This window comes from Leeuwenhoekiella nanhaiensis, from assembly GCF_002744755.1.
Taxonomy (GTDB): Bacteria; Bacteroidota; Bacteroidia; order Flavobacteriales; family Flavobacteriaceae; genus Leeuwenhoekiella; species Leeuwenhoekiella nanhaiensis.
In genome coordinates this window covers 382,908-408,256 of the sequence record NZ_KZ319287.1, presented here as the reverse complement: position 1 = coordinate 408,256, position 25,349 = coordinate 382,908, and the positions used below count along the sequence as shown (strand labels likewise).

Sequence of the window (25,349 nt, the reverse complement as noted above, 5' to 3'; positions counted from 1 at the left end):
TAATTTTTATAAGCTAAAATTAGCCCCAACCAAGAACGTTCTTGGCCTGGGGTATATCGTGTTATCTATTCCGTTGTTAAATACTTCAGGATCCAACCCAGAATAGTCTGTGATTATAAAGACATTTTGCACCCCGGCACTCAACCTAAGGGAAGCGCTTCCATCAAACAAACTATTTATGGTGTAGCCCAGGGTGATATTATCCATCTTTAAGAAGGAAGCATTTTCGATGTAAAAATCAGATAGAATAACATCTTCAGTCACATTGAAACCTGTTTGCAGTACGGCTCTGGGAAGATTTGAAGCCACGGCATTGTTCTCGAGCAGGTTAAACTGTGCTCTGGCAGAATTTACGTTGTTATATACATAATTGCCCAAGCTTGCCCTCAGATTGAATGAAAAGTCGAAATTCTTATAACTCATATTGGAAAGCAAGCCCATTGTAACATCTGCATTCCCATTTTTATAGAGGTACCGGTCATTTCCATTTATAATGTTATCACCATTAAGATCAGCGTAACCCCCTTCTATGGGTAACCCATCAGCATTATATATCTGTTTGTAAACATAATAGGTAAATGGTGCATAACCCACACGATTGATTTGAGCTGTATTCCCAGTTCCACCAGCGATACCGCCTACTTCTTGATCTTGGTTAAGAGCAAGTTCTTTAATTTCGCGTTCGATATAGGTGGCATTATAATTAAGACTCCATCTAAAATCGTTTGGGTTTAGGGGTTGTATAATGTCAGCATTTATAGCAAACTCAAGTCCTTGTGTAGTAAAATTACCTACGTTTTGAAACCCGGCATTACTAAAGTTTGAGCCGTCAGAAATGGCGGCATTGGCAAGCAGATCACTTGACTCTTTATAAAACCCTTCTATTGAGCCTGTAAACCGATCATTCATAAAACCATAATCAAAGCCCACATTGTAGGTAGTGGTCTCTTCCCATTTTATGTTTTCATTTCTAAATTGAGGGATACCTACGGTAAGTACCTCACCACCAAATTCGTATTGTGAGGCAGGCAGTCCACGCACGTAACGGGCTAAAAACAGGTCTCTGTTGCCGCGACCTATGTTTTGCTGTCCTGTGATTCCATAACCCAAACGCAGTTTAAGGGTAGAAAATGCCTGGGATTCTGGAAAGAAATCTTCATTGATCTGCCATGCAAATGCAGCCGCAGGGAAATTCCCCCAGCGGTTATCTGGGCTAAAACGGGAAGTACCATCGCGACGGTAACTAAGTGTGAGTATGTATCTATCTTTAAAGCTAAAATTTGAACGGCCAAAAAATCCTATAAGTACAAGGTCTGTATCTACATTTAGGGTAGGTTCGGTATCGGGACCATCATCCAGGAGTTCACCTGTATTGTACTGCTCACTGGTAAATTTCTGGTAAGAATAACCCGCGGTAGCTTCTATTCCAAAATCACCTAAATCCTTGTTGTAGGCAAGATAACCGTCAAAAAGGGTATTTTTTTGATAATTATCATATTGCGAAAACGACCCTATGATTCGACCATCAGCCTGACTTAAGGGATTGAACGGTGAGACTTTAACATAACCGTCTGCGGTCTGCTCATCAAAACCAAGATTAACTGTTGCCGTGATGTCTGGAAAAAAATGCAGTTTGTAATCAAATTTGGCATTTCCATAGATGCGCCGTACGTTGCTAATGCTTTCATTTTGAAGCAAATTTGCAACAGGGTTGAACGGTGAATTTGAAAGTAGATCATCAGCATTTAGCACGCCATCATCCACAATGTTGGTATATTGAAAAAAGCCACCAAACGGAGAATTAGGATCATAAACCGGCTGTGTGGGATCAAATGTAATCGCGTTGCCCTCTTCTCCCCCGGCAAACCTGTTCTTTTCAAAAGAGGCATTTGCGTTGACATTGATTTTGAGGTGATCTTCAAAAAAGCTAGGGTTAAGGTTTGCACTAAAGTTGTTTCGTTCAAATTTTGACGTCAACCTAAGCCCTTCTTGGTAGGTACGACCTATACTAACCCGCACGGGAACATCTGCAATCGCTCCTGAAACGGATAGGTTTTGGCTGGAAGTCATTCCATTTCTATAAATTTCGTCCTGCCAATCTGTATTTGCATTACCCAATCTATTCAAGAGTCCCGGTCTTTCAGAAGCAACGATTTCGCGAAGTTCATTTCCAGAAAAAACATTAATTTTATTGGGTAGCGTATTAGTACCCATTTGAGTGTCAAGGTTCACCCTAAGATTGCGCGAGCCTTTTTTTGTTGTTATGATAATTACACCGTTTGATGCCCTTGAACCATAGATGGCAGTTGCCGATGCATCTTTCAATACGGTGAACGACTCAATATCGTTTGGGTTTATTGTACTCAATACAGAACGTGAACCACCTACTGCATTGTCATCTACGGGCAAACCATTAATAACAATAAGCGGGTCATTTGATGCACCCAATGAAGCACCGCCCCTAATTCTTATGGTAGAACCAGCTCCTGGTTCACCACCTGTATTAATGGTTAGTCCGGCTACCCTTCCGCTCAGGAGGTTTTCTGGGGTGACGATGTTTCCTTTGTTAAAGTCTTCAGAAGTTACTGAGGTTAATGAACCAGTAGCATCTTTGATCGTAGTGGTACCATAGCCAATGACCACTACCTGATCTAACTCTGCAGCATCGGTTTTAAGAGCGACATCTAAAGTTGTTCCAGTCACCGGAACTTCCTGAGTAGTAAAACCTACGTAAGAAAACACTAAAATATCACCCTGCTCTACATCTATTTGATACTTACCATCAAAATCTGAAGTAACTCCATTTGAGGTATTTTTCACTACTATATTAACCCCCGGAAGCAATGTTCCAGAACCAGCATCAGTAATTGTACCTGAGACGGTAACGCTCTGTCCAAATATTCCCAAAGGTGATATAAATAAAAGGAGTGTCCAATAAAAATTGGGTTTAAAAAACTTATTTAGCATAGGTTTTGACATTTATTTTAATTATTAAATTGGCAATCATCTGCTGCGAACATTATTAAATAGCTAAATCGATATCGTTGTATCTATTATATTCACAAAACTAAGTGCAATTAAAACGTTTGCGTAAACCTAAAGGGGGTGAAAATTGATTTTAATAGGGTGAAGATTTCGTTTTTTCAAGAAAAATTTATCAAGAGTAATTAATTGAAGGGAGAAAGAGTCAAGTAAACGGTTATTAACCTTAAAAAGGTTGTTTATAAACTATTATTTTCTACTAAATTCAGAAGGGTTTTTCCCAAATTTTTTCTTGAAAAGCTTACTAAAGTATTTGCGATCAGAATAGCCCACCTTGTAGCAGGCTTCACTTACTGAAAAGCCTTGTTCAAATATCAGTACTTTTGCTATTTTAAGTTTATAATCCCTAACAAATTCTACCAGAGTCATTCCCGTGAGTGCTTTTACCTTTTTATAGATTACGCTATGACTCATTCCCATTTCCCGGCTAAGGTAATCTGCACTAAGGTTTTCGCTGTCAATATTTCCCTGAATTATCTTGATGAGTTCTTCCAAAAATTTTTGGTCCACTGTGTTTACGGGAAGTTCATTAAGAGTGAGCAGGGCTTCCCCGCCAAAGTGTTCCTGAAGCCGCTGACGGTTAAGAATAAGACTTTTTATTCTGGCACGCAATAATGCCTCGTTAAAGGGCTTGGTCACATAATCATCGGCACCCGTGCCGTAGCCTTGCATTTTATGAATGAACGAGGCCCGTGCAGTGAGCAGGATAACAGGGATGTGGCTGGTGTCAACATTTTCTTTTAGCTTCCGGGTAAGCGTAATCCCATCCATCACCGGCATCATAATATCGCTGATGATGAGATCTGGTTGTTTGCTAATGGCTAACTCAAAGGCCTCTTCCCCATTTTCTGCCTCAAGCAAGTCGCACTGTGCGCTAAGTAAAGCTTTAAGGTAAGCGCGTATCTCAAGGTTATCTTCTACCACGAGGAGGGTAAGGTCCCTGAGCTCGTCCCACTCTGGCTGTACGCTAACGGTATCTTCAAGTTGCATACCTTCATATAGGTAATGTTCCACATTTTCAGAGTCAGCAAGATCGTCTTCGATGGCATTTGTGTCAAAATGATCTCTACCCTTAAGAAGGCTTACGATAAAAGTGGTACCACCGCCCTTGATGCTTTCTACGGTGATCTTGCCTCCGTGCAGCTCAACGATTTCCTGTGTGATGGAAAGTCCCAAACCAAAACCGTTTTCTTGTATTTCTGCAGAATTGGGCGACTGGTAAAACCTGTTGAATATTTTACCTATTTGCCCTTTGGAAATACCTATACCGCTATCCTGTACCTTGAGAAACACCTCATTATGAGCGTCTTCCACACTTAGCTTAATATGGCCACCACCGGGTGTGAACTTAAAAGCATTACTTAAGAGATTGTAAAATACCTTTTCCATCTGGTTCTTGTCAAACCAGAGCATAAGCTGGCTGGGTTTTGCTTCAAAATGAAATGTTATATCATTTTTCAAGGCACTTTCGGTAAAGGAAAGACAGATTTCTTTGCCAAAATCTATGAAATCGGTATGAGCTAATTTCAACTTTTTGGACTGATCTTCCAAGTTTCTAAAATCAAGAAGTTCATTGACCAGATGCAACAAGTGATTTCCGTGTTTTTTTGCAGAAGCAACAGCGGGGCTGATCGCTTCATCCATAAGTTCCTTGCGCTCCCCCAATCTATTTATAGCACTTAGGATTAAGGTAACCGGGGTGCGAATCTCGTGTGATATATTAGTAAAAAACCGCTGCTTAAGGTTGTAAAGTTCCGTATCCTTCTCGTGAGTAAGTCGCTCCAGCCTCAGGTTTGATTTCATCTGCTCCCAGGCAACGATGTATTTTCTAAAAATGTAAAAGAGCCCCAAGACCAGCAGGCTATAAATCACAAAGGCCCACCAGGTCAACCAGAACGGTTTTAATATGGTCACCTTTACCGAAGTAAATGCCTCACCCCAGGAACTACCTTCTTCCCTGGCCTTAACCCTAAATTCATAAGATCCAGGGGATAAATTGGTATAAGTAGCCGTGCGATCCTTGCCTATTTCTCGCCATTGCTCATCAAATCCCTCCATCTTTATCGCGTACTCGGTATTATCGCTAAAAGGAAAGTTCAATGCAGCAAATTCAAATGTGATGACATCCATATCGTGCTCCAGCCTTACCTCTCGAACATGGTTGATGCTTTTATCTAAAATATCCCGATCACTAACCGAAATTTCCTTATTGAACAATTTAAAATTTGTAAATGTCACGCGCGGCTGGGTTGTATCTAACTTCATTTGAGAAGGTTCAAATGTGAGCAGGCCATTTATACCACCAAAATATAGCCGCCCGCTATCACTCTTAAATACTGCATTGATATGAAATTCTCCATATTGATCTGGAAATGAAAAGAAAACATTAGAATCATACTCGTATTTAAAAAGGCCTTGCTTGGTACTGATCCAGATGGCCCCTTCCTCATCTTCCACTATACCGGTAACAGTAGCATACCTTAAGTAATTTTTATCTTCAAAGCGTTCTATTATTTGCGTTTCAAGATTCATGCGGTTCACACCCTCCCCGGAAGTACCTATCCACAAATTATTTCTTGAATCCTTAAAAATGGTGTAGAGGTTGTTACTCGCAATTGATTTTGGTATTTCCCCGTAAACAAAATGTTCAAAAGTTCCTTTTTGGATATCAAAACGGTTTAACCCCCCGCCAAATGTAGTTAGCCATAATACAGGGCCATCTTTCACCATGGCGATGACATTATCGCTGCTTATTCCTTTAAACAAAGTATCACCAAGAGCAGAAGGATCTGCTCTATAACTCAAGAATGTTTCCTTCTGTGGGTCAAAATAATTGAGCCCACCGCCCCAGGTAGCAATCCAAAGATTACCAGATTCATCCTCAATGATATAACGCACATCGTTATAACTCAGCGAAAGCGAATCACCCGGCCGGTGCTTATATTGTTTGCTATTTCCGGTCCTGGGGTCAAACTTTAAAAGACCATTGGCAAAAGTACCCATCCAATAAATCCCGTTCTGGGCCTTCATCAGGTATTGAATATAATTACCCCCCAGAGAGGTCCCCGTCTCTTTTTTATAATAAGTAACCTCATCGATATTCTGATCATAAACAGTGAGGCCCTGCCCGTCAAGTCCCAGAAAAAGTGTTTCACCGTCCTTGAAAACGGAAAGCACTGGAGATGGATTATTGCCCAAAATATCACCATATAGGTAGGTGAAGTCACGGTCTGGTATCAGAACACTTACTCCATTCCACGCCGTGCCTACCCATACAATATGATCATGATCCTGATAGATTTCATAGATGGCATTACCGGCAAGAGAAGATTCCTGATTGGCATTGTAGGTATATTGAAAGACGTGTTGATTGGGTTGATCCAAGTGCATCACACGGAGCACACCATTGCCATCTGTACCTACCCAGAGGCTTCCCGTAGCATCTAAAATCAGCTTGCGGACAATTGCTATTTCCTGATCATAGCCCAGATAGGCCAAGAAGTTGGAATACAGCCCTGTTTGGGGATCAAAGTGCAAAAGGCCTCCCCCGCTGGTGCCTATAAGCAGATTACCATCGGGAAGTTGCAACAGGTCGTGTATGAAATTTGAAAAGTAGGGCTGCTTTGAAACAAACCGTTCTACCTTACCTGTAGCGATGTCCATACGAAACAAGCCGTTGCCAAAACTTCCTATCCACAAGATATTATCGTTAGCCAAAAACAAACTGCTAAGGCTACCCGGACCTTTTTTCCCTGGTCCTAAATTAAAGCGTTGAAAAGCTTTATTTTCTTTATCGAAAAGAGCCAAACCGTTTTCAGTAGCCAGCCAAAGATTGCCCTTTTTATCTTCCAGTATGGCATTGACCTGATTGGAAGGAATACTGTTTTCAACGTTAGGATTATGCCGAAAGACCTCAAAAGAATTTTGAAGCGCATCATAGCGGTTGAGGCCACCACCCAGCGTTGCAATCCATAGGTTTCCATCCTGATCCAGATATAGATCTGCAATGTCATTGGCACTAAGGGCGCTATTCTGCTTATTATATATTTTAATATCCTTACCATCATAGCGATTGAGGCCATTTTTGGTTCCCATCCACACAAACCCACCGTTTTCATGAACGATACTTGTCACCCGGGTGTTTGAAAGACCACTGCTCTGGTCGATATTTTCAAAAATAGGACGGGATTGTGAAAAGCAAGACAGGGCGACAGATAAACAGATTATGTGTACTGCAATTGATGAATATGTACCCCTTATTTTCATTAGCAAATTCTTAAAATTGTTGGGATAAATATAGTAAAATAATAAGCGTAACAAATACGTTTATTAACCTTACTATAAAAACCACTACTCAGTACTATTGTTCTAATAAAGATTTTAATACAAATTCAACCGAATGAACTCATCTAAAAATCAAAAAAACAATCAAAACATTAATTATTTTATTGCACTAATCTTTTTGATGCTTTTACACCTCAATAGTGTAGCTCAAAATAGGGGAAATGTATATGTTGACAATGAAGGTGTAATGAGATGGGGCAAAACCAAGGAGGAAGTAAAAGGATTTGGGGTAAACTACTCAGTTCCCTTTGCCCATGCCTACCGCTCGGCTGAGCGAATGGGAATTGACCCAAAAAGAGCCATTGATAATGATGTGTACCACTTTTCAAGATTAGGATTTGATTTATACCGCCTTCATGTTTGGGATACTGAAATTAGTGACACACTGGGTAACCTTATCGAAAATGAACACCTTGATGCTTTTGACTATTTATTAAAAAAACTAAAAGAAAATAACATCAATTATGTGATCACACCCATCGCTTTTTGGGGCAACGGCTGGCCTGAACCAGATACCGATTCTCCTGGATTTTCTTCCAAATACGGAAAGGGCAATAGCCTCGATAATGTTGGAGCCATAAAGGCTGCAGAAAACTATTTAGAACAGTTTTTAAACCACATAAACCCTTACACCGGAGTTGCCTATAAAAATGAACCTAATATTATAGCCTTTGAAATTAGTAATGAACCTCACCATAGTGGTGAAGCTGACAAAGTCACGGCATATGTAAAGAAAATGGTAGATGCTATGCGAACAACCGGCACCGAAAAACCCATCTTTTATAACACCAGTCACGGCGTTCATTTTGCTCAAGCCTACTTTGACGGTGGCATTCAGGGAGGTACCTTTCAGTGGTATCCTACAGGATTAGGTTATGGCAAGGAAATACCGGGCAACCTGCTGCCTAATGTAAATGACTATAACATTCCCTTCGATGATGAATTTAAGGCGAATGAGGGAGCAAAATTAGTCTACGAATTTGATGCAGCAAATGTGGGACGCTCTTACATCTACCCAGCCATAGCAAGAAGTTTTAGGGAAGCCGGTATACAGATAGGAACCCATTTTGCCTACGATCCTACCTACCTCGCTCCCTACAATACCGAGTACAACACACATTATATGAACCTTAACTTTACTCCTTCAAAGGCACTCGCCCTAATGATTGCAGGCAAGGTATTTCATGAATCACCCATGTACACCGATTATGGCACATACCCCGAAAACAATACTTTCGATAATGTGACCATTAGCTATGAAGAGGACCTGGCCGTTTATAATAGCGAAAACACTTTCATTTATACCAATAGCACTAACAAAACTCCAAAAAACCTTAAAAAACTTATTAAAATTGCCGGGGTTGGTAATTCCCCACTAGTGAAATATAGCGGAACAGGCGCTTATTTTCTGGATAAGTTAGATGAGAATACGTGGAGGCTTGAAATGCAACCAGATGCAGTATGGGTATCTAATCCCTTTGGGACAAATAGTCCAAAAAAAACCGTAGGTGTAGTACAATGGAATGAACACACCATGCAATTAACGTGGGAAGGGATAAAAAACCTATCTCTGAAAGCCATCAATAACGGCAACAAATTTGTGCCCAAAATCAATAAAAACAGCTTTAGCATCGTGCCAGGAACCTATCTGCTCAGTAACACAGGTAATTATGGAGATCATTCCGCTGATGATACTTTTGAAAATGGAAAGCTGAGCGATTATTACGCCCCCGAGGGAAATGTGGAAAAGCCTTGGCTCAAGCATAAGCCCGTGGAAGAGGCTTCTGCGGAGGAGCCACTAGTCATAAGCGCGCAGTTCATCGCTCCAAAAGCCCCTCTAAGCCTCCAACTTGTGGCCGCAAACGGCTTTGATCGGGAGGTGGTCGAGATGGAAAGAATTCAGGGCACTTTTGATTATGTAGCCACCATTCCCGCCAACAAAATGAATGCAGGTTACCTTAACTACAACCTCATCGCCCAGCTAGCCGATGAAACCTATAGGACCTATCCTGCCAACCGCGAAGGAAGGCCGTTTGAATGGGATTTTTATGATCGTGACAGTTACGAAATCAGAGTGGTCCCTAAAGAAAACCCTATTTATCTTTTTAACGCGGATGAAGATGTAGACTTACTGGTACGCCAATGGCGTAGAGGTTTTAGTCTAAAGCCTACAGAACATGCCAATGAAGCAGAATACCTGATGGATATAGGTCCCCTTTTTGTTCCTGATAACGAAAATCTAAACGCCGAGCCCATATACGACTACACCTTCAAACACTATATTTTGGACGACATAGAAGGTAGAAAATCAGATTTAGATGCGAAAAAATCTATCGTTTTCAAGGGTAGGGCTTTAAGAGACAGGAACACACCTTTACAGATTGCATTAGTACTTGATGATGGCTCAGCGTACGGTGGCATAGTGACCCTTACCCCTAAAACCGAGACCTACGCACTTGAACTATCTAGTCTTAAACCAGTAAAAACGGTGACCTTGCCCAGGCCTTATCCCAGCTTTTTGCCTTACTATTTTGAACATAATAATCCTGAAAACTTTGATATCAACAGAATTGAAAGCATTCAATTTTCGGTAGGACCTGGATTGAACGAAAAAGAATTAAAAGAGGAATATGGCCTATCAATAATTAGTTTATGGCTAGAATAATAGATGATCTAGATTTATTGCTGCTTAATTTAAAAAAGATTAATGCCTTATATGAAGTCAAGATTTCTGTGTGAGATTGCATTAAAAACATAAAGTGAAATTTCAAAATAAATTTAATCTTACTGTACTAAAAAATTAAAAAGGTAATTCCTGCTATTAATCAGGTTCACTAAACTCTAAGATTAAAGTAGATCAAATGGTCCCAAAGAGATTGAAACAATATAATAATTCATTTAAAGCTTAAAATAGTATTTAAATCTGGAATTGAAATTGCATTCGATCTGTGTCACAAATTCCAAAACTAAAAAAAACTTATTAGATTAGAAATTAATTCTTACTGATAATCAGGGTTTTAAACCCTATATTTAATAGTAATAATTAAGGTTTGAAACGTTTTCCAACATACCGGCAACCTGATTCCAAAGACTGTGGCCCTACCTGCCTTAAAATTATTGCCAAGCATTATGGGAAAAGTTTTTCAATCCAGTCGTTAAGAAGTATTAGTGAGACCACACGGTCTGGTAGTAATCTTCTATCGCTCAGTGAAGCTGCTGAGCAAATTGGTTTTCGGTCTATTGGTGTCTGTATCAATTTGGAAAAGCTTAAAGAAGCTCCATTACCCTGCATTTTACATTGGAATAAAAATCATTATGTCGTTCTTTACAAAATAAAGAATGATACTTTTTATATATCTGATCCCGCTCACGGACTCTTAAAATATTCAAAATCAGATTTTATAAAGTCTTGGATAGGGAATAATGCAAATGACCATACCGAAGAAGGAATCGCTCTACTTTTAGAACCAACTCCAAAACTCTATGACTCAGGCTTTGAAGAGGATCATAAGTTTGGATTTGAGTTTATTTCAAAATATCTTTTTCAATACAAGAGATTCCTTGTTCAGCTCATTATCGGCTTAATTGCTGGAAGTTTACTTCAAATAATTTTCCCATTTCTAACGCAAAGTATTGTTGATGTAGGGATACGAAATCAGGACATACAATTCATCTACCTAATACTTATTGCTCAGATATTCCTTTTCTTAGGTAGAACAGCCATCGAAGTAATACGGGGATGGATTCTTTTACATTTGAGTACACGACTTAATATATCGTTTATTTCTGATTTTTTCATCAAATTAATGAACCTACCCATTGCATTCTTCGACACCAAAATGACCGGGGATATATTGCAACGCATTAATGACCATAGACGGATAGAGCGCATACTCACTTCTTCCTCCTTAAATGTACTATTCTCTTTTGTAAACCTGATCATATTCGGTATTGTTTTAGCCTATTATAATCTTTGGATCTTTGTCGTATTTCTTGGTGGTAGTATTCTCTACTTCCTATGGATAAAACTCTTCCTTAAAAAACGTGCTGACCTGGATTATAAACGGTTCTCTCAGGTTAGTCAGGAGCAAAGTAAAACCATTGAGCTCATCAATGGGATGCAGGAAATCAAACTGCATAACGCTGAAAAACAAAAACGCTGGGGGTGGGAGTTTTTACAGGCCCGATTGTTTAAAATTTCGGTGGAAGGTCTGGCATTGGAACAGTACCAACAGGTGGGGTCAAATTTTATTAACGAGCTCAAAAACATTCTTATAACAGTATTATCTGCAACTCTGGTGATTAAGGGCGATATCACTTTGGGTATGATGCTGGCCATCTCATACATAGTAGGACAATTAAATTCTCCAATCTCTCAGCTTATTAATTTTGTTCGCGAGTATCACGATGCTAAGATATCGCTCGACCGACTAGGTGAAATCCATAATAAAGAAAACGAAGAGGATACTGCTCAAAAGATTAGTGATATCAACTACAAGTCCGACTTAAAATTACAGCGTGTCTCTTTCAAATATACGGGTTCTGATAAATTGGTTCTTGAAGATTTAGATCTTTTGATTCCTGCAAAGAAAGTAACCGCTATCGTTGGGGTGAGCGGTAGTGGTAAATCTACGCTCATCAAACTACTGATGAAATACTACTCCCCCATTGAAGGAGATGTGCTTCTTGGAACCCATAAATTGGAAAATGTTTCTCAAAAAACCTGGAGATCTGCTTGTGGAGTAGTAATGCAGGAAGGCTATATTTTTAACGATACCATAGCTCACAATATAGCTATTGGTGAAGACTATATTGATAAAAATAAACTAGGAAAAGCTGTCGATATCGCCAACATTAAAGACTTTATAGAGTCTTTACCTTTATCTTACAACACGAAGATCGGAATAGAAGGCGTGGGTTTAAGTACAGGTCAGAAACAACGCCTCTTAATCGCGCGGGCTGTTTACAAGGATCCAAAATATTTATTTTTTGATGAGGCTACTTCTGCATTAGATGCTAATAATGAAAAAACAATAATCGAAAAGCTCAATTCCTTTTTTGAAGATCGAACGGTAGTTGTCGTTGCACATCGATTAAGCACCGTTCGTCATGCAGACCAAATCGTCGTGCTTGATCAGGGGAAAATCATTGAGATAGGAAATCACCACGAACTCATTAAGCAAAAAGGGTCCTATTATAATTTGTATAAAAACATGGAAAAGTATACCAAAGCCGGCCTCTTTACCGATACCCAGCGTAAAACTCCTGTTTTTGTACGCTTTTCAACCGTTGCCGGATCTAAAGGTTCGCCAGACCTTGCGCGGGACGTAAGGGGCTTCGCGGTAAAGTTTTATACCGAAGAAGGAACCTGGGATCTGGTAGGTAATAACATGCCGGTCTTTTTCATTCAGGACGCCATGAAGTTTCCAGACCTCATTCATTCCGTTAAGCCCGAGCCTAATAAAGAAATTCCCCAGGCAGCTTCGGCACACGACACCTTTTACGATTTTGTTTCTCGTGCTACTGAAACCTTGCACAACCACATCTGGGTGATGAGCGACCGGGGGATTCCCCGCAGTTACCGGATGATGGAAGGTTTTGGCATTCATACCTTTCGATTCATCAATAAGGAAGGTAAATCCCATTTCGTAAAATTTCATTGGAAACCGGTATTGGGAGTACACTCCGTTACCTGGGATGAAGCCGTAAAAATCAATGGGGCCGACTCCGACTTTCACCGTCGGGATTTATGGGATGCCATCGATGACGGTCAATTTCCGGAATGGGAATTTGGTATTCAGGTGGTCCCGGAAGAAGACGAGCATAAATACGATTTTGACCTCCTTGATCCTACTAAACTCATCCCGGAAGAACTGGTTCCTGTAGAAATCATCGGGAAGATGACCCTCAACAAGAATCCGGAAAATTTCTTTGCAGAAACCGAACAGGTAGCTTTCTTACCCGGACATATCGTACCGGGCATCGATTTTACAAACGATCCGCTGCTGCAGGGGCGTTTATTCTCTTATCGTGATACGCAGTTATCGCGCCTGGGCAGTCCTAATTTTCACCAGATCCCCATCAACAGACCCGTGGTACCCAGTCACAACAACCAGCGTGATGGGCACATGCAGACCGAAATCCCAAAAGGGCAAACAGCCTATTTTCCAAATTCGCTGAGCATGGGATGTCCGCATCTGGCTAAGATGGCCGAAGGCGGTTTTACCCACCATCAGGAACGCATAGACGCTCATAAAATACGCTCCCGCAGTACAAGTTTTAGTGATCACTACTCACAACCGGCCTTGTTTTACCGCAGCTTGGCCAAATGGGAGCAGCAACATGTGGCAGATGCCTACACCTTTGAGTTGGGTAAATGCAACCATCAGGAAATTCAGGAGCGCATGCTTTGGGTTATCAGCCAGATCGATCAGCAATTAGCGGAGCAGGTCGCAGGTGGTTTAGGCCTTAAAATTCCGAAATCCATCGAGCAGCCTGTCAATCAGGCCATAGGTGCTGATGCCAATATTGAGGATTTCCAACCCCGGCCTAAAAAAGAATACCTTAAGAAAGACCCGGCACTGAGTCAGGCCAAAACCAAATTCGAGAGTATTGCCACGCGGCAGATTGCAGTGCTCGCAGCAGATGGTTTTGATATGAAATCCTTTAAGCCCTACAAGGATGCTCTTGAAAAAGCAGGAGCCGTAGTTAAAATTGTGGCACCTCACGGCGGCAGCATTAAATGTGATCAGGATATGAAACATATGGTTACTGCCTCGGTCATGACAACCGAAAGTGTTTTGTTTGATGCCCTGCTGATCCCGGGTGGAGATGCATCGGTTAAAACCCTGCTTAAGACCGGTAAGTTTACCAAATTTATAAGAGAAGCCTTTAAACACTGTAAAGCCATAGCGGCACTGGGAGCGGGCGAAGAAGTACTTAAAAACGCAGGCCTTCCCAATTACAAAAAGGATAAAGCGGTATTTATAAATGCTGAATCGAATAAATTCATAGAAGGTATTGCTCAGCACAGAAACTGGGATCGTATGAAACATACCGATGCGATTGCTGTTTAGGGAAGAGGAACATTCCGTAACGAAAAAAGGCTGTCATTGACAGCCTTTTTTTTATACCTGTTTCGTATCCCTAAGTCTAGGCACCTACCACTTCACCCCCATTTACGTGAATCACCTGCCCGGTAATATAACTGCTATCTGCTGAAGCCAGAAATACGTAGGCAGGAGCCACTTCACTGGGCTGCCCGGCTCTTCCTAAAGGCACATCCTGTCCAAAATCACTCACATCATCAAAGGTAGCCGGAATCAGCGGAGTCCAGATAGGCCCCGGTGCGACTCCGTTAAGTTGAAGAAAATTTCAACACCTTACAACTTTGGGGGAAAATTCCGGTGACCGAAAAATTGAGCATCACTGCAATTTTACCCTATCATTTTCATAACCGTAATTTTATTGATGGTTCTTCCCAAAATATCGACGGTTTGGGAGACCTGAGCATTCTCGCATTCTACTCCTTAATCACTCCAAAAATGGATGGACTTTATGCCAATCAACAAACCAAGTTCAAACATATGCTTGAGATTGGTGGTGGTGTAAAAATACCTACAGGTGCTTACGATCGCGCCAATAATGAAGGCAGTGTGAACCCAAGTTTTCAAGTAGGAACAGGAAGTTGGGATTATGTTTTGGCCGCAAATTATTCTATAGGCTATGAGAATTGGGGATTAGGTGTCTTGGCCAATTACACCATCAAAACCGAAAATAATGCGCAGTATCATTTTGGTGATCAATTTACCTATGGCGTTAATCTTTCAAAAGTGTATAACACGATAAAGATTGACAAGATCATTCCGTATGCAGGTTTAGCAGGAGAAGTTTATGCTGAAAATAAAAATTATGGTTTGCCGGTGGCAGACACGCAAGGCAATGTCTTGTTTGCAAGATTGGGTTCAGAAATCTCTTTCGGAAAATAAGGAACCGGAGTTAATGTAATGCTTCCGGTGAATCAAGAGCTCAATGCAGGAAAGGTAGAAGCCAAATACCGTTTGGGCATTCATTTAAATTATAGTTTATAAACTATAAAACCACCGAAAGCGCAATGCTTTCGGTGGTTTTTATTTACAAAAGGTTGATTTCGCCTTAATTTTTTATTTGGTTGCGGCGCTGTAGCGTGCTGAAACTTCGTCCCAGTTCACAACATTCCAAAATGCACTGATATAATCTGGGCGCTTGTTTTGATAGATCAAATAATAAGCATGCTCCCAAACGTCAAGTCCTAAAATAGGAGTTCCTTTTACCTCAGCAACATCCATTAATGGGTTGTCCTGATTAGGCGTTGAAGTCACTTTTAAGTTTCCTTCAGCGTCAACCACAAGCCAAGCCCAACCTGAACCGAACTGTGTTGCAGCCGCTTGGTTGAATTCGTCTTTCAACGCGTCAAGCGAACCAAAAGTATTAGTAATCGCTTCAGCCAATGCGCCTTCCGGAGCCTCTTTAGCGTCTGGCGTTAAAACCGACCAGAATAATTTGTGGTTGTAAAATCCGCCACCGTTATTTCTGATCGCAGGCGATAATGTCGAGATTTTAGAAAATAAGCTTTCTAGATCTTCAGTAATTCCTGCACTTTCTAAAGCAGCATTTAATTTTGTAGTATACCCTTGGTGGTGTTTTGTATGGTGAATTTCCATAGTTTTTGCATCAAAATGAGGCTCTAAAGCATCATAAGCATATGGTAATTCTGGCAATTGATAACTCATAACGTTATATTTTAATATTAATCTTTTATTTACCTTACAAAGGTAGTAAGTTTGATTAATAAAAAAAATAAACACTTGGTTTATTATGAATAATTTAAGTCAGGATTATAATACAACGCTTGAAATCCTTAAAAAAGAAGGCACACAAACGCTTAAACAGTTGGCTTCGGCCTTAGCAATTACTACTGAAGGCGCTCGTTTTCAGCTTCAAAAATTGTCGGGAGAAGGTTTAGTCAAATCTGAGAGTAAATCTCAAGGGCGAGGTCGACCTCAGCAAATTTGGTCACTTACTGAAAAAGGTCACGCTCAGTTTCCTAATGCGCACGCCGGCATCACCATTAAATTGATCGAAAAGATAAAAGAAACACTGGGCGAAAAAGCTCTCGATGCCATCATTTTTGCTACCGGTGACGACAATATCCTTAAATACAATGCTGCTATAAATCGCGATGCATCACTAGAAGAAAAACTGAATGAGCTTGCTTCTATACGTACCGAAGAAGGCTATATGGCACATATTTCTAAGGAAGAAGATGGGTATCTTTTAGTAGAAAACCACTGCCCTATTTGTGATGCTGCTAAATCCTGTCAAGGTTTCTGTAAGTCGGAATTGCGCACCTTTAAAAACGTATTAGGAGATCAAGTAGCTATTGAACGTACCAGTCATATTTTAACCGGTGCAAAACGCTGTGCATATAAAATTACCCCGATTGGCTAATAAGAAAGACTCAAAGGATAAAAAAATATCAAAGTCGCGTATTTTTTACTCAGCTTAAGCATTACATTAACAGTACTAAAAAAGGCTTCCAATACGGAAGCCTTTTTCAAACCAAAATTCAACTAAACTACTTAAAACTTCAGGGTCAATTCATCATCTGATGACCAATCAGAATAGATGATCTGATTGTCTTTTACTAATGCTATTCTAAATTCACGTGCAGCCTTTTGCGCTCCCGCAACCTGCTCGATTTTTACGTTTACTTTTTTGTTTCCTTTTTGCTTTGCTGTGAATTTTAGCTCTGCAAATTCTCCGTTTTGGTATTCAAAACCTTCGCCCGCATCGTCATATAAACTTCCGGTAGCGTGACCATTTTCATCTGTATTTATCAATAATGTCATCTTAGCGGTGCTATAATCTTCTGTGCTTTGAATTACAGGTCCCATAGGCACGATCGCTCCATCTCTTAATTTTACGATCGCCTGATACGTATCATCCGTCTCTTCAAATGGGATTTGTTGCCAGTCTCCTTCAGGCATTTGTACATCTTCAGCCCAACGCGGAATAATCAATAGATTTTCACCTAATAAGAAACTTTGCTGCTCTTCGCGTAAGTTTTCATCCTCAATATCTGCAAAAAACGTAGGGCGCATAATTGGCATTCCTGTGGTTGCCGCTTCGTGAAACAAGGTGTATAGATACGGCAGTAAACGGTAGCGACGGTTGATCGCTGTGCGCGCTACATTCTCGATCTCTTCGCCAAAAGCCCAAGGTTCCTGAGGCTCAGTTTCATTAGAGGTGTGATTTCTACTGAACGGATAATACGCTCCTAAAGCGATCCAGTTTCCGAATAGATCTGCAGACGGGCTCTTGGTAAATCCGCCGATATCCGGCCCGTTAAAAGGCTGCCCAGAAAGACTAAGATTGATCGACATTGGGATCGACATTTTTAAATTATCCCAAGTAGCCGAGTTGTCGCCCGTCCATGTGGCAGCATATCGCTGTCCACCAATATAATTGGCTCTAGAGAGTACAAAAGGTCTCTTGTCTGGATTAACATCTATAATTCCCTCACGGCTGGAGCGCACCATCAACAACCCGTAAACGTTATGATATCTTAAATGAATATCCTTTGGCAAATCGCCACCTCCACGGTGTATGTTATGGTCTGGCATAGAACCTCCCGGACCATCAAAAACCGCCGGTTCGTTCATATCATTCCAAACACCGTCAATGCCCAGATTCATAAAATCGGTGTACAAAGAAGCCCACCATTTTTGCGTTTCAGGTCTTGTATAATCTGGAAACGCAACCTGCCCGGGCCAAACTTCACCGTTATACTCTTTACCTAACGAATCTAAAACCCAGTGATTGCCGGCGCTTCCTTCTTGATAGACGCTATACAGCGAATCTTGCTTCACACCCGGGTCTATCATATAAACCGATTTAAAATCTTGAGCGTGCAAATAATCATTCAAACTTTTAGGATCAGGAAATCCTTCAGGATCGAAGGTAAACACTCTAAAGCCGTCCATATAATCAATATCCATCCAGATCACATCTGCAGGAATATTTCGGCTTCTAAAACCGTCTGCCAGCTCTTTTACATTCGTGTCCGGAAAATAGGAATACCGAGATTGCTGATAGCCCAATGCCCATAGCGGAGGCATTTCCATCTTACCGGTAAGATCGGCCAGACTTTTCATAACCTCTTGCGGACTATTCTTCTCGATCACAATAACACGAAAGGCAGGACCTTCACTTATAATATCGACTCCCACATCTAAGCGAATTTCTTGTCTCCAGGAATTGTCTGCAAGAATACCAAAAGCGCTTCCGTCTGGACGTACTCCTAAAACCCAAGGATGCGCTTGATAAAGCTGCTTTCCATCAAATTTTCCGTACTCGTAGTTGTCGGTATTCCATAAAGTAACATCGGCACCGTTACGACGCAGATCGCCGATGACTTCACCGGTTCCATAAAGATCTATGTTGGCATTTAAATCAAAATGTACCGAAGTTTTTCCGTCTTGAGTAACAAACTCAGGTTTGATTGCCCAATCTCCCGGTAGCGAATCGCGCTTTGGCAAATCTTTAATTATCGCCAAGGAAGGCAAGGTGTTAATCGAGTCAAAATCTGCAGGGTAAAAAACCGCCACGCCAGATTCTGCAAGACTTGAAGATTGTGCAAAAACCGCCGGTAAACACGCGGTTAATGCTAAAATATAAAGTAGGGTGAATTTTTTCATTGTTATTATTCTAATTTAATTCTATTATCATTGGGGTTTTAGCAGGTACTGTAAGCGTTTGTTTTAATGCAATTTGTTTCCCGCTCAGCACTTCTACACCTGCAGTACTTGATTTTATACTTTCTGAAAAACGAGAAAGATCAAGCGTTTGCACTTCATCATTATTATTGAGCACCACCATAACTTGAGCATCGTTTAGGCTTCTGAAGAAAACGTAAACATTATTTTCTGGAATGTACTGCGTTAGGATTCCGGAGTGGATCGCCTTTGCTGATTTTCTCCAGTTGAGTAACTTTTGAGTGAAGTCGTAAAATTGATTTTGTTGCTCCGTTCTTACCGAAGCTTTAAAGGCATTTAGCGCGTCACCTTCCCAACCTCCGGGAAAGTCTCTGCGTATATCGCCATCACCTTTTGCCTTATCGCCGCGCATCCCAATTTCTGAACCATAATAAAGTTGCGGAATACCACGCGTTGTAGCAATAAGGGTAAGTCCTAATTTATAGGCATTGATATCCTGATCGTAGATCTCGTTAAACCTGCCGGTATCGTGATTCTCTAAAAAGACGAGAAGATTATTGGTATCCGGATATAAAAAATCATTTACAAAATTGTTGTACGCTTTCTTCATCCCGGTGTCCCAGCCTCCTTTCTCAGAAAACATAGAAGTCAGGCCGTCGTGCAAGGTAAAATCCATCACCGACGGTAAATAAGTATTATAATTTTGAATCGCTCCTATCTTACTATCTTTTTGCCAATAAGCGATCTGTGCTTGATCGTGCAACCAAACTTCACCTACAATATTAAAATTGGGGTACTCATCCATAATGGCTTTTGTCCATTTTGAGATGCCTTCTTTATCATTATAACTGTAGGTATCTACGCGCAACCCATCAAGATCTGCATACTCGATCCACCAGATAGCATTCTGAATCAGATAATTGAGCACCAATGGGTTTTTCTGATTGAGATCTGGCATTGTTTTTACAAACCAACCGTCTGCACAATAGTGATGATCGCGGTGTGCCGCGTGCGGATCAAACTGCGTTTCCATTCTATAATTAGACTGAGCATAACCGGGAAATTGGTTGATAAAGTCATACGTAGGCAGGTCTTTTACCATCCAATGCTCTGCACCCCAATGATTGGTCACATAATCCATCACCAATTTCATATCACGTTTGTGCAATTCTGAAGCTAGATTTTTATAATCTTCATTAGAACCATAGCGCGGGTCAATCTTATACACATCACTTTGCGCATAGGTATGATATGAATATCCGGGGTCATTGTCCTCTAAAAGCGGTGTACTCCAAAGTGTAGTTACTCCTAACTCCTCGAGGTAATCCAGATGATCTACAATCCCTTTAATATCCCCGCCGTGTCTGCCACCGTTTTTTTCTCGATTGTAGGTATCAGTTAAGCCATCAACTGAATCATTATCGGGGTTTCCGTTGGCAAAACGATCGGGCATCAACAAATACATCACGTCGCTACTATCATATCCTTCACGATTCTTTGAATCTGCAGTTCGCTCCTTTAGCTCATAATCTCTGGTAAACTTGACCTTTCCTTTTTTACTGAAATCAAAATGTAAAATTCCTGCTGAAGCTTGTGCTGTTTCAATACTTACAAAAAGATAGTTGGGATTCTCAGTCTTGCGAATGCCTGTTATAGGCACATCTTCTTGCAAAGACACTTTGTAATCTGCAATATCTTTTCCGTAGAAAAGGATTTGTATCTCAGATTTTTCCATACCTGCCCACCAATACGGCGGCTCTACTTTTTTGAGCTGTGCATTTCCGCTGAAACCTAAAAGACAGAAACAAGCTAAAAGGAACAAATTCTTAATCGTTTTGATCATAGTAAGGGATATTAAAACAGCCGAAAATTCAATGAGAATGCTTCGGCTGTTTATTAGTCTAGTTCAAAAAAAATAAATGCTCGTTTATTGCATTACAGACCATACTGCATAACCGTTTGCAGGTGCTTCTAGCTGCGCGCTTCCTTCTGCATCTGTCATTGTAGTATAGGTAGAATTTTCAGAATAATCCATCAACATACTATCATTCCACCCCGTAGCTATACTGCGTCTTTTAATACTGCTGTTTGTGGTGATGTAAATGATAAGACCAGGATTGTTACCGGCACCTTTTCGCTTTGCGATATACTCATCTTCATCTGCATACAACACCTCAAGATCACCGGTAGCTAATGAATTGTGAATCAAGATCAACTTGTTAAGCTGCGCCTGAAACTCTTCATTCTCATAATCTTTGTAAAAAACGGTAGGATAACCAGGGTGCGTCATTATAAAAGCATACGCTTTAAGCTTGTTAGCATACTCGATATAATTATCTATGTTACCATCTTTCTCTGTATCGTGGTTTGCAGTAAACGTCACTGCTTTATCCGGGTGAGATTGCCAAACCTGATCTCTGGTCAAATAAGTCAAGTCACTATAGCGATCAAATGCTTGCTCCATTCTGTAAAAAGCAGCAAAATCAAATGCTCCACTACCGGTAGCTTCAATATGAGCGCGAATTAGATCTGGATCGCCATCCCATAATTCACTAACTGAAAAACCACCTACTTCTGCCAGAAAATCTTTAATCACAAAAGACTCAAACCCTAAAACGTAATCGAATCTCCAACCATCAAAACCCATCACATTCTTGTAATATTTTGCTACGGAATTCTCATCTTTCCACAACCAGTTTTGAACACGCTCTCTGTGGTGATCCAGATTGGTCTCTGCGTAAAACAAACTACCCGGATCGTAATTACTCACACTGTTAGGGTAAAAATCTTCATAGTTTCTATTGAACATTCCTGAAGCATTCCCGTGGGTTTCATCAAAAAGGCTATAGGTATCATAACCGCGATAGGGGTTGTACTCTAAGCCACCACCTGAGTTGTGATTTAACACAATATCTGCGATCACTTCCAGATCATTATCGTGAGCCGTTGCAATAAGATTTTCAAGATCTGCACGCGTACCAAAGCGTGTCGCCACCGTACCGTGTTGCTCAAAGTTTCCGAAGTCAAAATAATCTGAAACATCATACCCCATAGAGTATCCGCCAGATTGGCCCTTACTTGCCGGCGGCAGCCAGATGCGGTTGATACCCGCTTCACTCCAACCGGCAACTTTACCGGATAATGTATTCCACCACTCAAAACGCGGTTCTACATCCCAATAAAAAGCCTGCATCATTACCCTGTCTCCATTGTCGTAATTGCGTAAATCTAATGCCGAATATGCGATAGGATCTGTGCCCTCGCCTTCTTCTCCACCGGTTTCTGTAGTCGTATCATCAGACGAGCAGCTCGCAATGAATAAGAGTACAAAAAGATAGAAAAAAGGATTTCTAATAAATTTCTGTATCATATAATATAAGTTTAGAAAAGGCTGCGCAGGGCAGCCTTTTTATTAATTTTTAGATATAGAGTACTTGTATTGTCTTGGGTTGCTAAGATCTAAGGTGATGGTATAATTCCCATCTTCAGGAATACCTATGTTCTCCCCATTAAACTCAGCACTGCCGTCTGCACCAGTATCACCAATGTTTAAATCCCAAGCATCATTTGCTCTGAATTTGATACCATTGTTTGGAGCTTCTTGCTCAGTAAGATCAAGCGTCACACTCCAAGTTTTTGCAGCAGCATCATAAACCATATCGGTATCACTATCCCATCCTGTAGGAGTTGCATTACCTATTACTCCCCAGCTCGTTTTAGTAAGGTTATACGTCAAGGCTTCTGTATCTACGCTTACTAAGAAATAACCGCCGGTTCCGTCAGGAGTACCTGCATTTACCTCACCTTCTTGCTCAATAGTCCCTGAGAAATCACCATTATTATCGCCAGTGTCTCCATAATCACCATCAAAACTTTCGTTAGTAGGTAAGAATTTATATTCTGGAGCGGCCGAGTTGATATTTACAAACCCTTCATAATCTGTATTACCATCTGCAGAAGCCGCTAGTGGTACTGCATCAGCAGGAGTCCAGTCTGAACCATACCCGCCCGAATTTAGGAAGTTACCAACCACAAAAAGCTTAGGTAAATCAAGCTCTTCTTCTTCTTCTGCTGCCTCAGGTAGCGTAACAGAAATTGCCAAAGCATCTGAATATTGCTCTACTACGTTAGCAGCTCCTGCACCTACGTAAGCACGTATTTTAAAGTAGATCATACCTGTGTTTGGCTCTGCTGTAGTTGGATCATTATCTAAACCTGCTTCTTTGGCAAGAGATAACATATTTCCTACAGTTACTGCAAGATTGGTTGTAGTAACATCTCCTAGAACAGAATACGTCTCAAAAGATTCTGAAGCCGAACCCTGAACCTCATAATTTACAGGTGTTTGTACATCAAAGTCAACTTCATTCCATACGAAACGTTCTGCAAGGTTATCAGAATTTGAAGCTGTCAAATTGTAAGTCTCTAACGTAGCGTTTGTAAAAAACACTCCATCAGGATCAGGTATTGCAGTAAATGTAAAGCCATCATCGTCTGAACAGGCTGTGAAGTTTACTAGTGCGATAAACGCGATGAATATAAAAGTTATTTTTTTCATTGTGTTAGATGTTTTATTAATAGCCTGTATTCTGGGTCAGGTTAGGATTAATCAAAATGATGTTACTAGGTAATGGAAATAATTTTCTAAAATCATCAACCGCAGTTCCTGATTTTGAACCTCCTTTAAAAGGCCATAGGTAATTTCCTGTGGTGAAGTCGTTATAACGAACAAGATCTGTTCTGCGTTGCCCTTCCCAATAAAGTTCGCGGGCACGCTCGTCTAGAATGAAGTCTAGCGAAAGATCTCCGGAAGCTATATTTCCTGCAGTAGAACCAAAAGCTCGTGCTCTTAATTCATTTACATAACCGGTAGCAGTGCTGAGATCACCTCCAGAACCGCCTCGTAGTACTGCTTCTGCATAGGTAAGATAGATCTCTGCAACACGAATTAAAGGTAAATCTGTATCTACAAAGTCTCCACCGGCATCGCTACCCGCAGCACCCTGAGAATCTATATTTTTAAATTTAGTGATCGCATATCCATCGGTAAAAGTGTTTGAGATGGTATTGATCTCTAAGTTTTGCTCGTCTGTGTAAAACATCGCACGTGCGTCTGCCCATTCGGTAGGATTACCATCTGCATCTGTAGTAGTAACTGAATAATCAAACTTATTTACTAGTGCTTTGGTGGTACGTAAACCACTCCATCCACCATTTACCCCAAAGTTAAAAGCATCCATAGAACCACCTATCGCAGCGTGTACTAAGAATGTTGTTCCTCCGTAGGTTCTAGAATTATTTCCATCAAAATTAAGAGCGAAAATAAATTCATTTTGAGCTCCGTTAGAGTTGTTATCAGCTAAGAAAAGTTCGTCATAAGCAGAACCGTTTCCGTTGGTATCATTCGTATTGATGCTGTAGCTAGAATTGATCGCTAGTTTTGCATAGGTGATCGCATCAGTATAGTGGTCTTCTCCTGCCCACACTTCTGCATTTAAATACAACTTAGAAAGTAGTGCCCAGGCTGCAACGCGATCTACACGACCATATTCATTAGCACCGCTTTCTTTAAGCACATCTGAAATTTCTAACAATTCAGACTCCACAAAATTAAAGATGTCTGCTCTTGAACTTTGCTCCGGCAACTCTGTAGAAATCACCGTCACTAAGGGAACATTACCGTAAAGGTCTAACAAATTGAAGTAAGCAAAAGCTCTAAGAAAACGCGCTTCAGCAATAAAAGCTTCAACCTCTGCATTGTCATTTAAAGCTGCTGCATTCTCAATAAAAGAGTTTGCAAACGAAACTTCTTGCGCAAGACGGTAATACATACCGGTAGTAAAATCATTACCTGCGCCCCAGTTCATCGCGTGCAAATTAGGCAAACCCGGGTCTCCCCAACCTACCACAGCGTTGTCTGTAGTCAATTCATTTAAACTGAATAACAAGCGTGAATATTGAGAAGTACCTTCATCAATACCCGTAATATCAGCCTGACCTGCAGGACCTTGCTGACCGGTTAACGCTAAACTCGCATAAAGTTTTGCAAGTGCGCCTTTGGCCTCATCTGCAGTAGCAAAAACATTAGTTTCTGTAAAACTGTCCGGATCAATAGGCGTCTGATCTAAATCATCTGTACACGATACAATGAGTAACGTAGGGACGATCAGGATTAATTTTTTTATATAATTCATTTTCATCATTTTT

General features: G+C 40.7%; 12 protein-coding genes and 1 pseudogene. 4 read left to right on the top strand and 9 right to left on the bottom strand.

The window, feature by feature from the left end:
- Positions 1 to 6: 6 nt before the first annotated feature.
- Both CJ305_RS01845 and CJ305_RS01840 read right to left on the bottom strand, forming a co-directional pair.
- Positions 7 to 2,907, bottom strand: coding sequence for a SusC/RagA family TonB-linked outer membrane protein (locus tag CJ305_RS01845; protein WP_317043980.1), 2,901 nt, complete (start codon positions 2,905 to 2,907; stop codon positions 7 to 9).
- A gap of 324 nt (positions 2,908 to 3,231) precedes the next feature.
- Positions 3,232 to 7,308, bottom strand: a complete 4,077-nt coding sequence (locus CJ305_RS01840) for a hybrid sensor histidine kinase/response regulator transcription factor (RefSeq protein WP_099644526.1) — start codon at positions 7,306 to 7,308, stop codon at positions 3,232 to 3,234.
- A 133-nt stretch (positions 7,309 to 7,441) separates the two neighbouring features.
- On the opposite strand from CJ305_RS01840, the gene CJ305_RS01835 reads away from it, so the two are divergent.
- Both CJ305_RS01835 and CJ305_RS19575 read left to right on the top strand, forming a co-directional pair.
- Positions 7,442 to 10,051 (top strand): cellulase family glycosylhydrolase, encoded by a 2,610-nt coding sequence (locus CJ305_RS01835; protein WP_099644525.1) that lies wholly within the window; start codon positions 7,442 to 7,444, stop codon positions 10,049 to 10,051.
- 385 nt (positions 10,052 to 10,436) lie between these two features.
- A complete protein-coding gene (locus CJ305_RS19575) occupies positions 10,437 to 14,462 on the top strand; it encodes a catalase (RefSeq protein WP_099644524.1) in 4,026 nt (1,341 codons plus the stop codon).
- Between the two features lie 76 nt (positions 14,463 to 14,538).
- Here the strand turns inward: CJ305_RS19575 and CJ305_RS01825 are convergent.
- Positions 14,539 to 14,754: pseudogene (locus CJ305_RS01825) on the bottom strand (SDR family oxidoreductase); the annotation flags it as partial.
- A gap of 50 nt (positions 14,755 to 14,804) precedes the next feature.
- Between CJ305_RS01825 and CJ305_RS01820 the strand changes: the two are divergent.
- A complete protein-coding gene (locus CJ305_RS01820; RefSeq protein WP_143469335.1) occupies positions 14,805 to 15,374 on the top strand; it encodes a transporter in 570 nt (189 codons plus the stop codon).
- A gap of 174 nt (positions 15,375 to 15,548) precedes the next feature.
- Here the strand turns inward: CJ305_RS01820 and CJ305_RS01815 are convergent, their stop codons facing one another.
- Positions 15,549 to 16,157 carry a superoxide dismutase gene (locus CJ305_RS01815; protein WP_099644522.1) on the bottom strand — a complete coding sequence of 203 codons (609 nt, stop codon included), beginning with the start codon at positions 16,155 to 16,157 and terminating at the stop codon, positions 15,549 to 15,551.
- An 85-nt stretch (positions 16,158 to 16,242) separates the two neighbouring features.
- Here CJ305_RS01815 and CJ305_RS01810 point away from each other — a divergent pair, with 85 nt between their 5' ends.
- The gene (locus CJ305_RS01810) at positions 16,243 to 16,875 is read left to right on the top strand and encodes a helix-turn-helix transcriptional regulator (RefSeq protein WP_099644521.1); all 633 of its coding nucleotides are present in this window, start codon (positions 16,243 to 16,245) and stop codon (positions 16,873 to 16,875) included.
- Between the two features lie 131 nt (positions 16,876 to 17,006).
- On the opposite strand, the gene CJ305_RS01805 is transcribed toward CJ305_RS01810, so the two are convergent.
- The 5 genes from CJ305_RS01805 to CJ305_RS01785 all read right to left on the bottom strand — a co-directional run bounded on the left by CJ305_RS01805 (position 17,007) and on the right by CJ305_RS01785 (position 25,342).
- A complete protein-coding gene (locus CJ305_RS01805) occupies positions 17,007 to 19,124 on the bottom strand; it encodes a TIM-barrel domain-containing protein (protein WP_099644520.1) in 2,118 nt (705 codons plus the stop codon).
- A 10-nt stretch (positions 19,125 to 19,134) separates the two neighbouring features.
- Complete coding sequence (locus CJ305_RS01800; RefSeq protein ID WP_099644519.1) at positions 19,135 to 20,985, bottom strand: glycoside hydrolase family 13 protein; 1,851 nt, start codon at positions 20,983 to 20,985, stop codon at positions 19,135 to 19,137.
- 84 nt (positions 20,986 to 21,069) lie between these two features.
- Entirely contained in the window at positions 21,070 to 22,512 is a 1,443-nt protein-coding gene (locus CJ305_RS01795; RefSeq protein WP_099644518.1) for an alpha-amylase, read from the bottom strand.
- 42 nt (positions 22,513 to 22,554) lie between these two features.
- A complete protein-coding gene (locus tag CJ305_RS01790; RefSeq protein WP_099644517.1) occupies positions 22,555 to 23,700 on the bottom strand; it encodes a SusE domain-containing protein in 1,146 nt (381 codons plus the stop codon).
- A gap of 16 nt (positions 23,701 to 23,716) precedes the next feature.
- Positions 23,717 to 25,342 (bottom strand): RagB/SusD family nutrient uptake outer membrane protein, encoded by a 1,626-nt coding sequence (locus CJ305_RS01785; RefSeq protein WP_099644881.1) that lies wholly within the window; start codon positions 25,340 to 25,342, stop codon positions 23,717 to 23,719.
- Positions 25,343 to 25,349 lie beyond the last annotated feature (7 nt).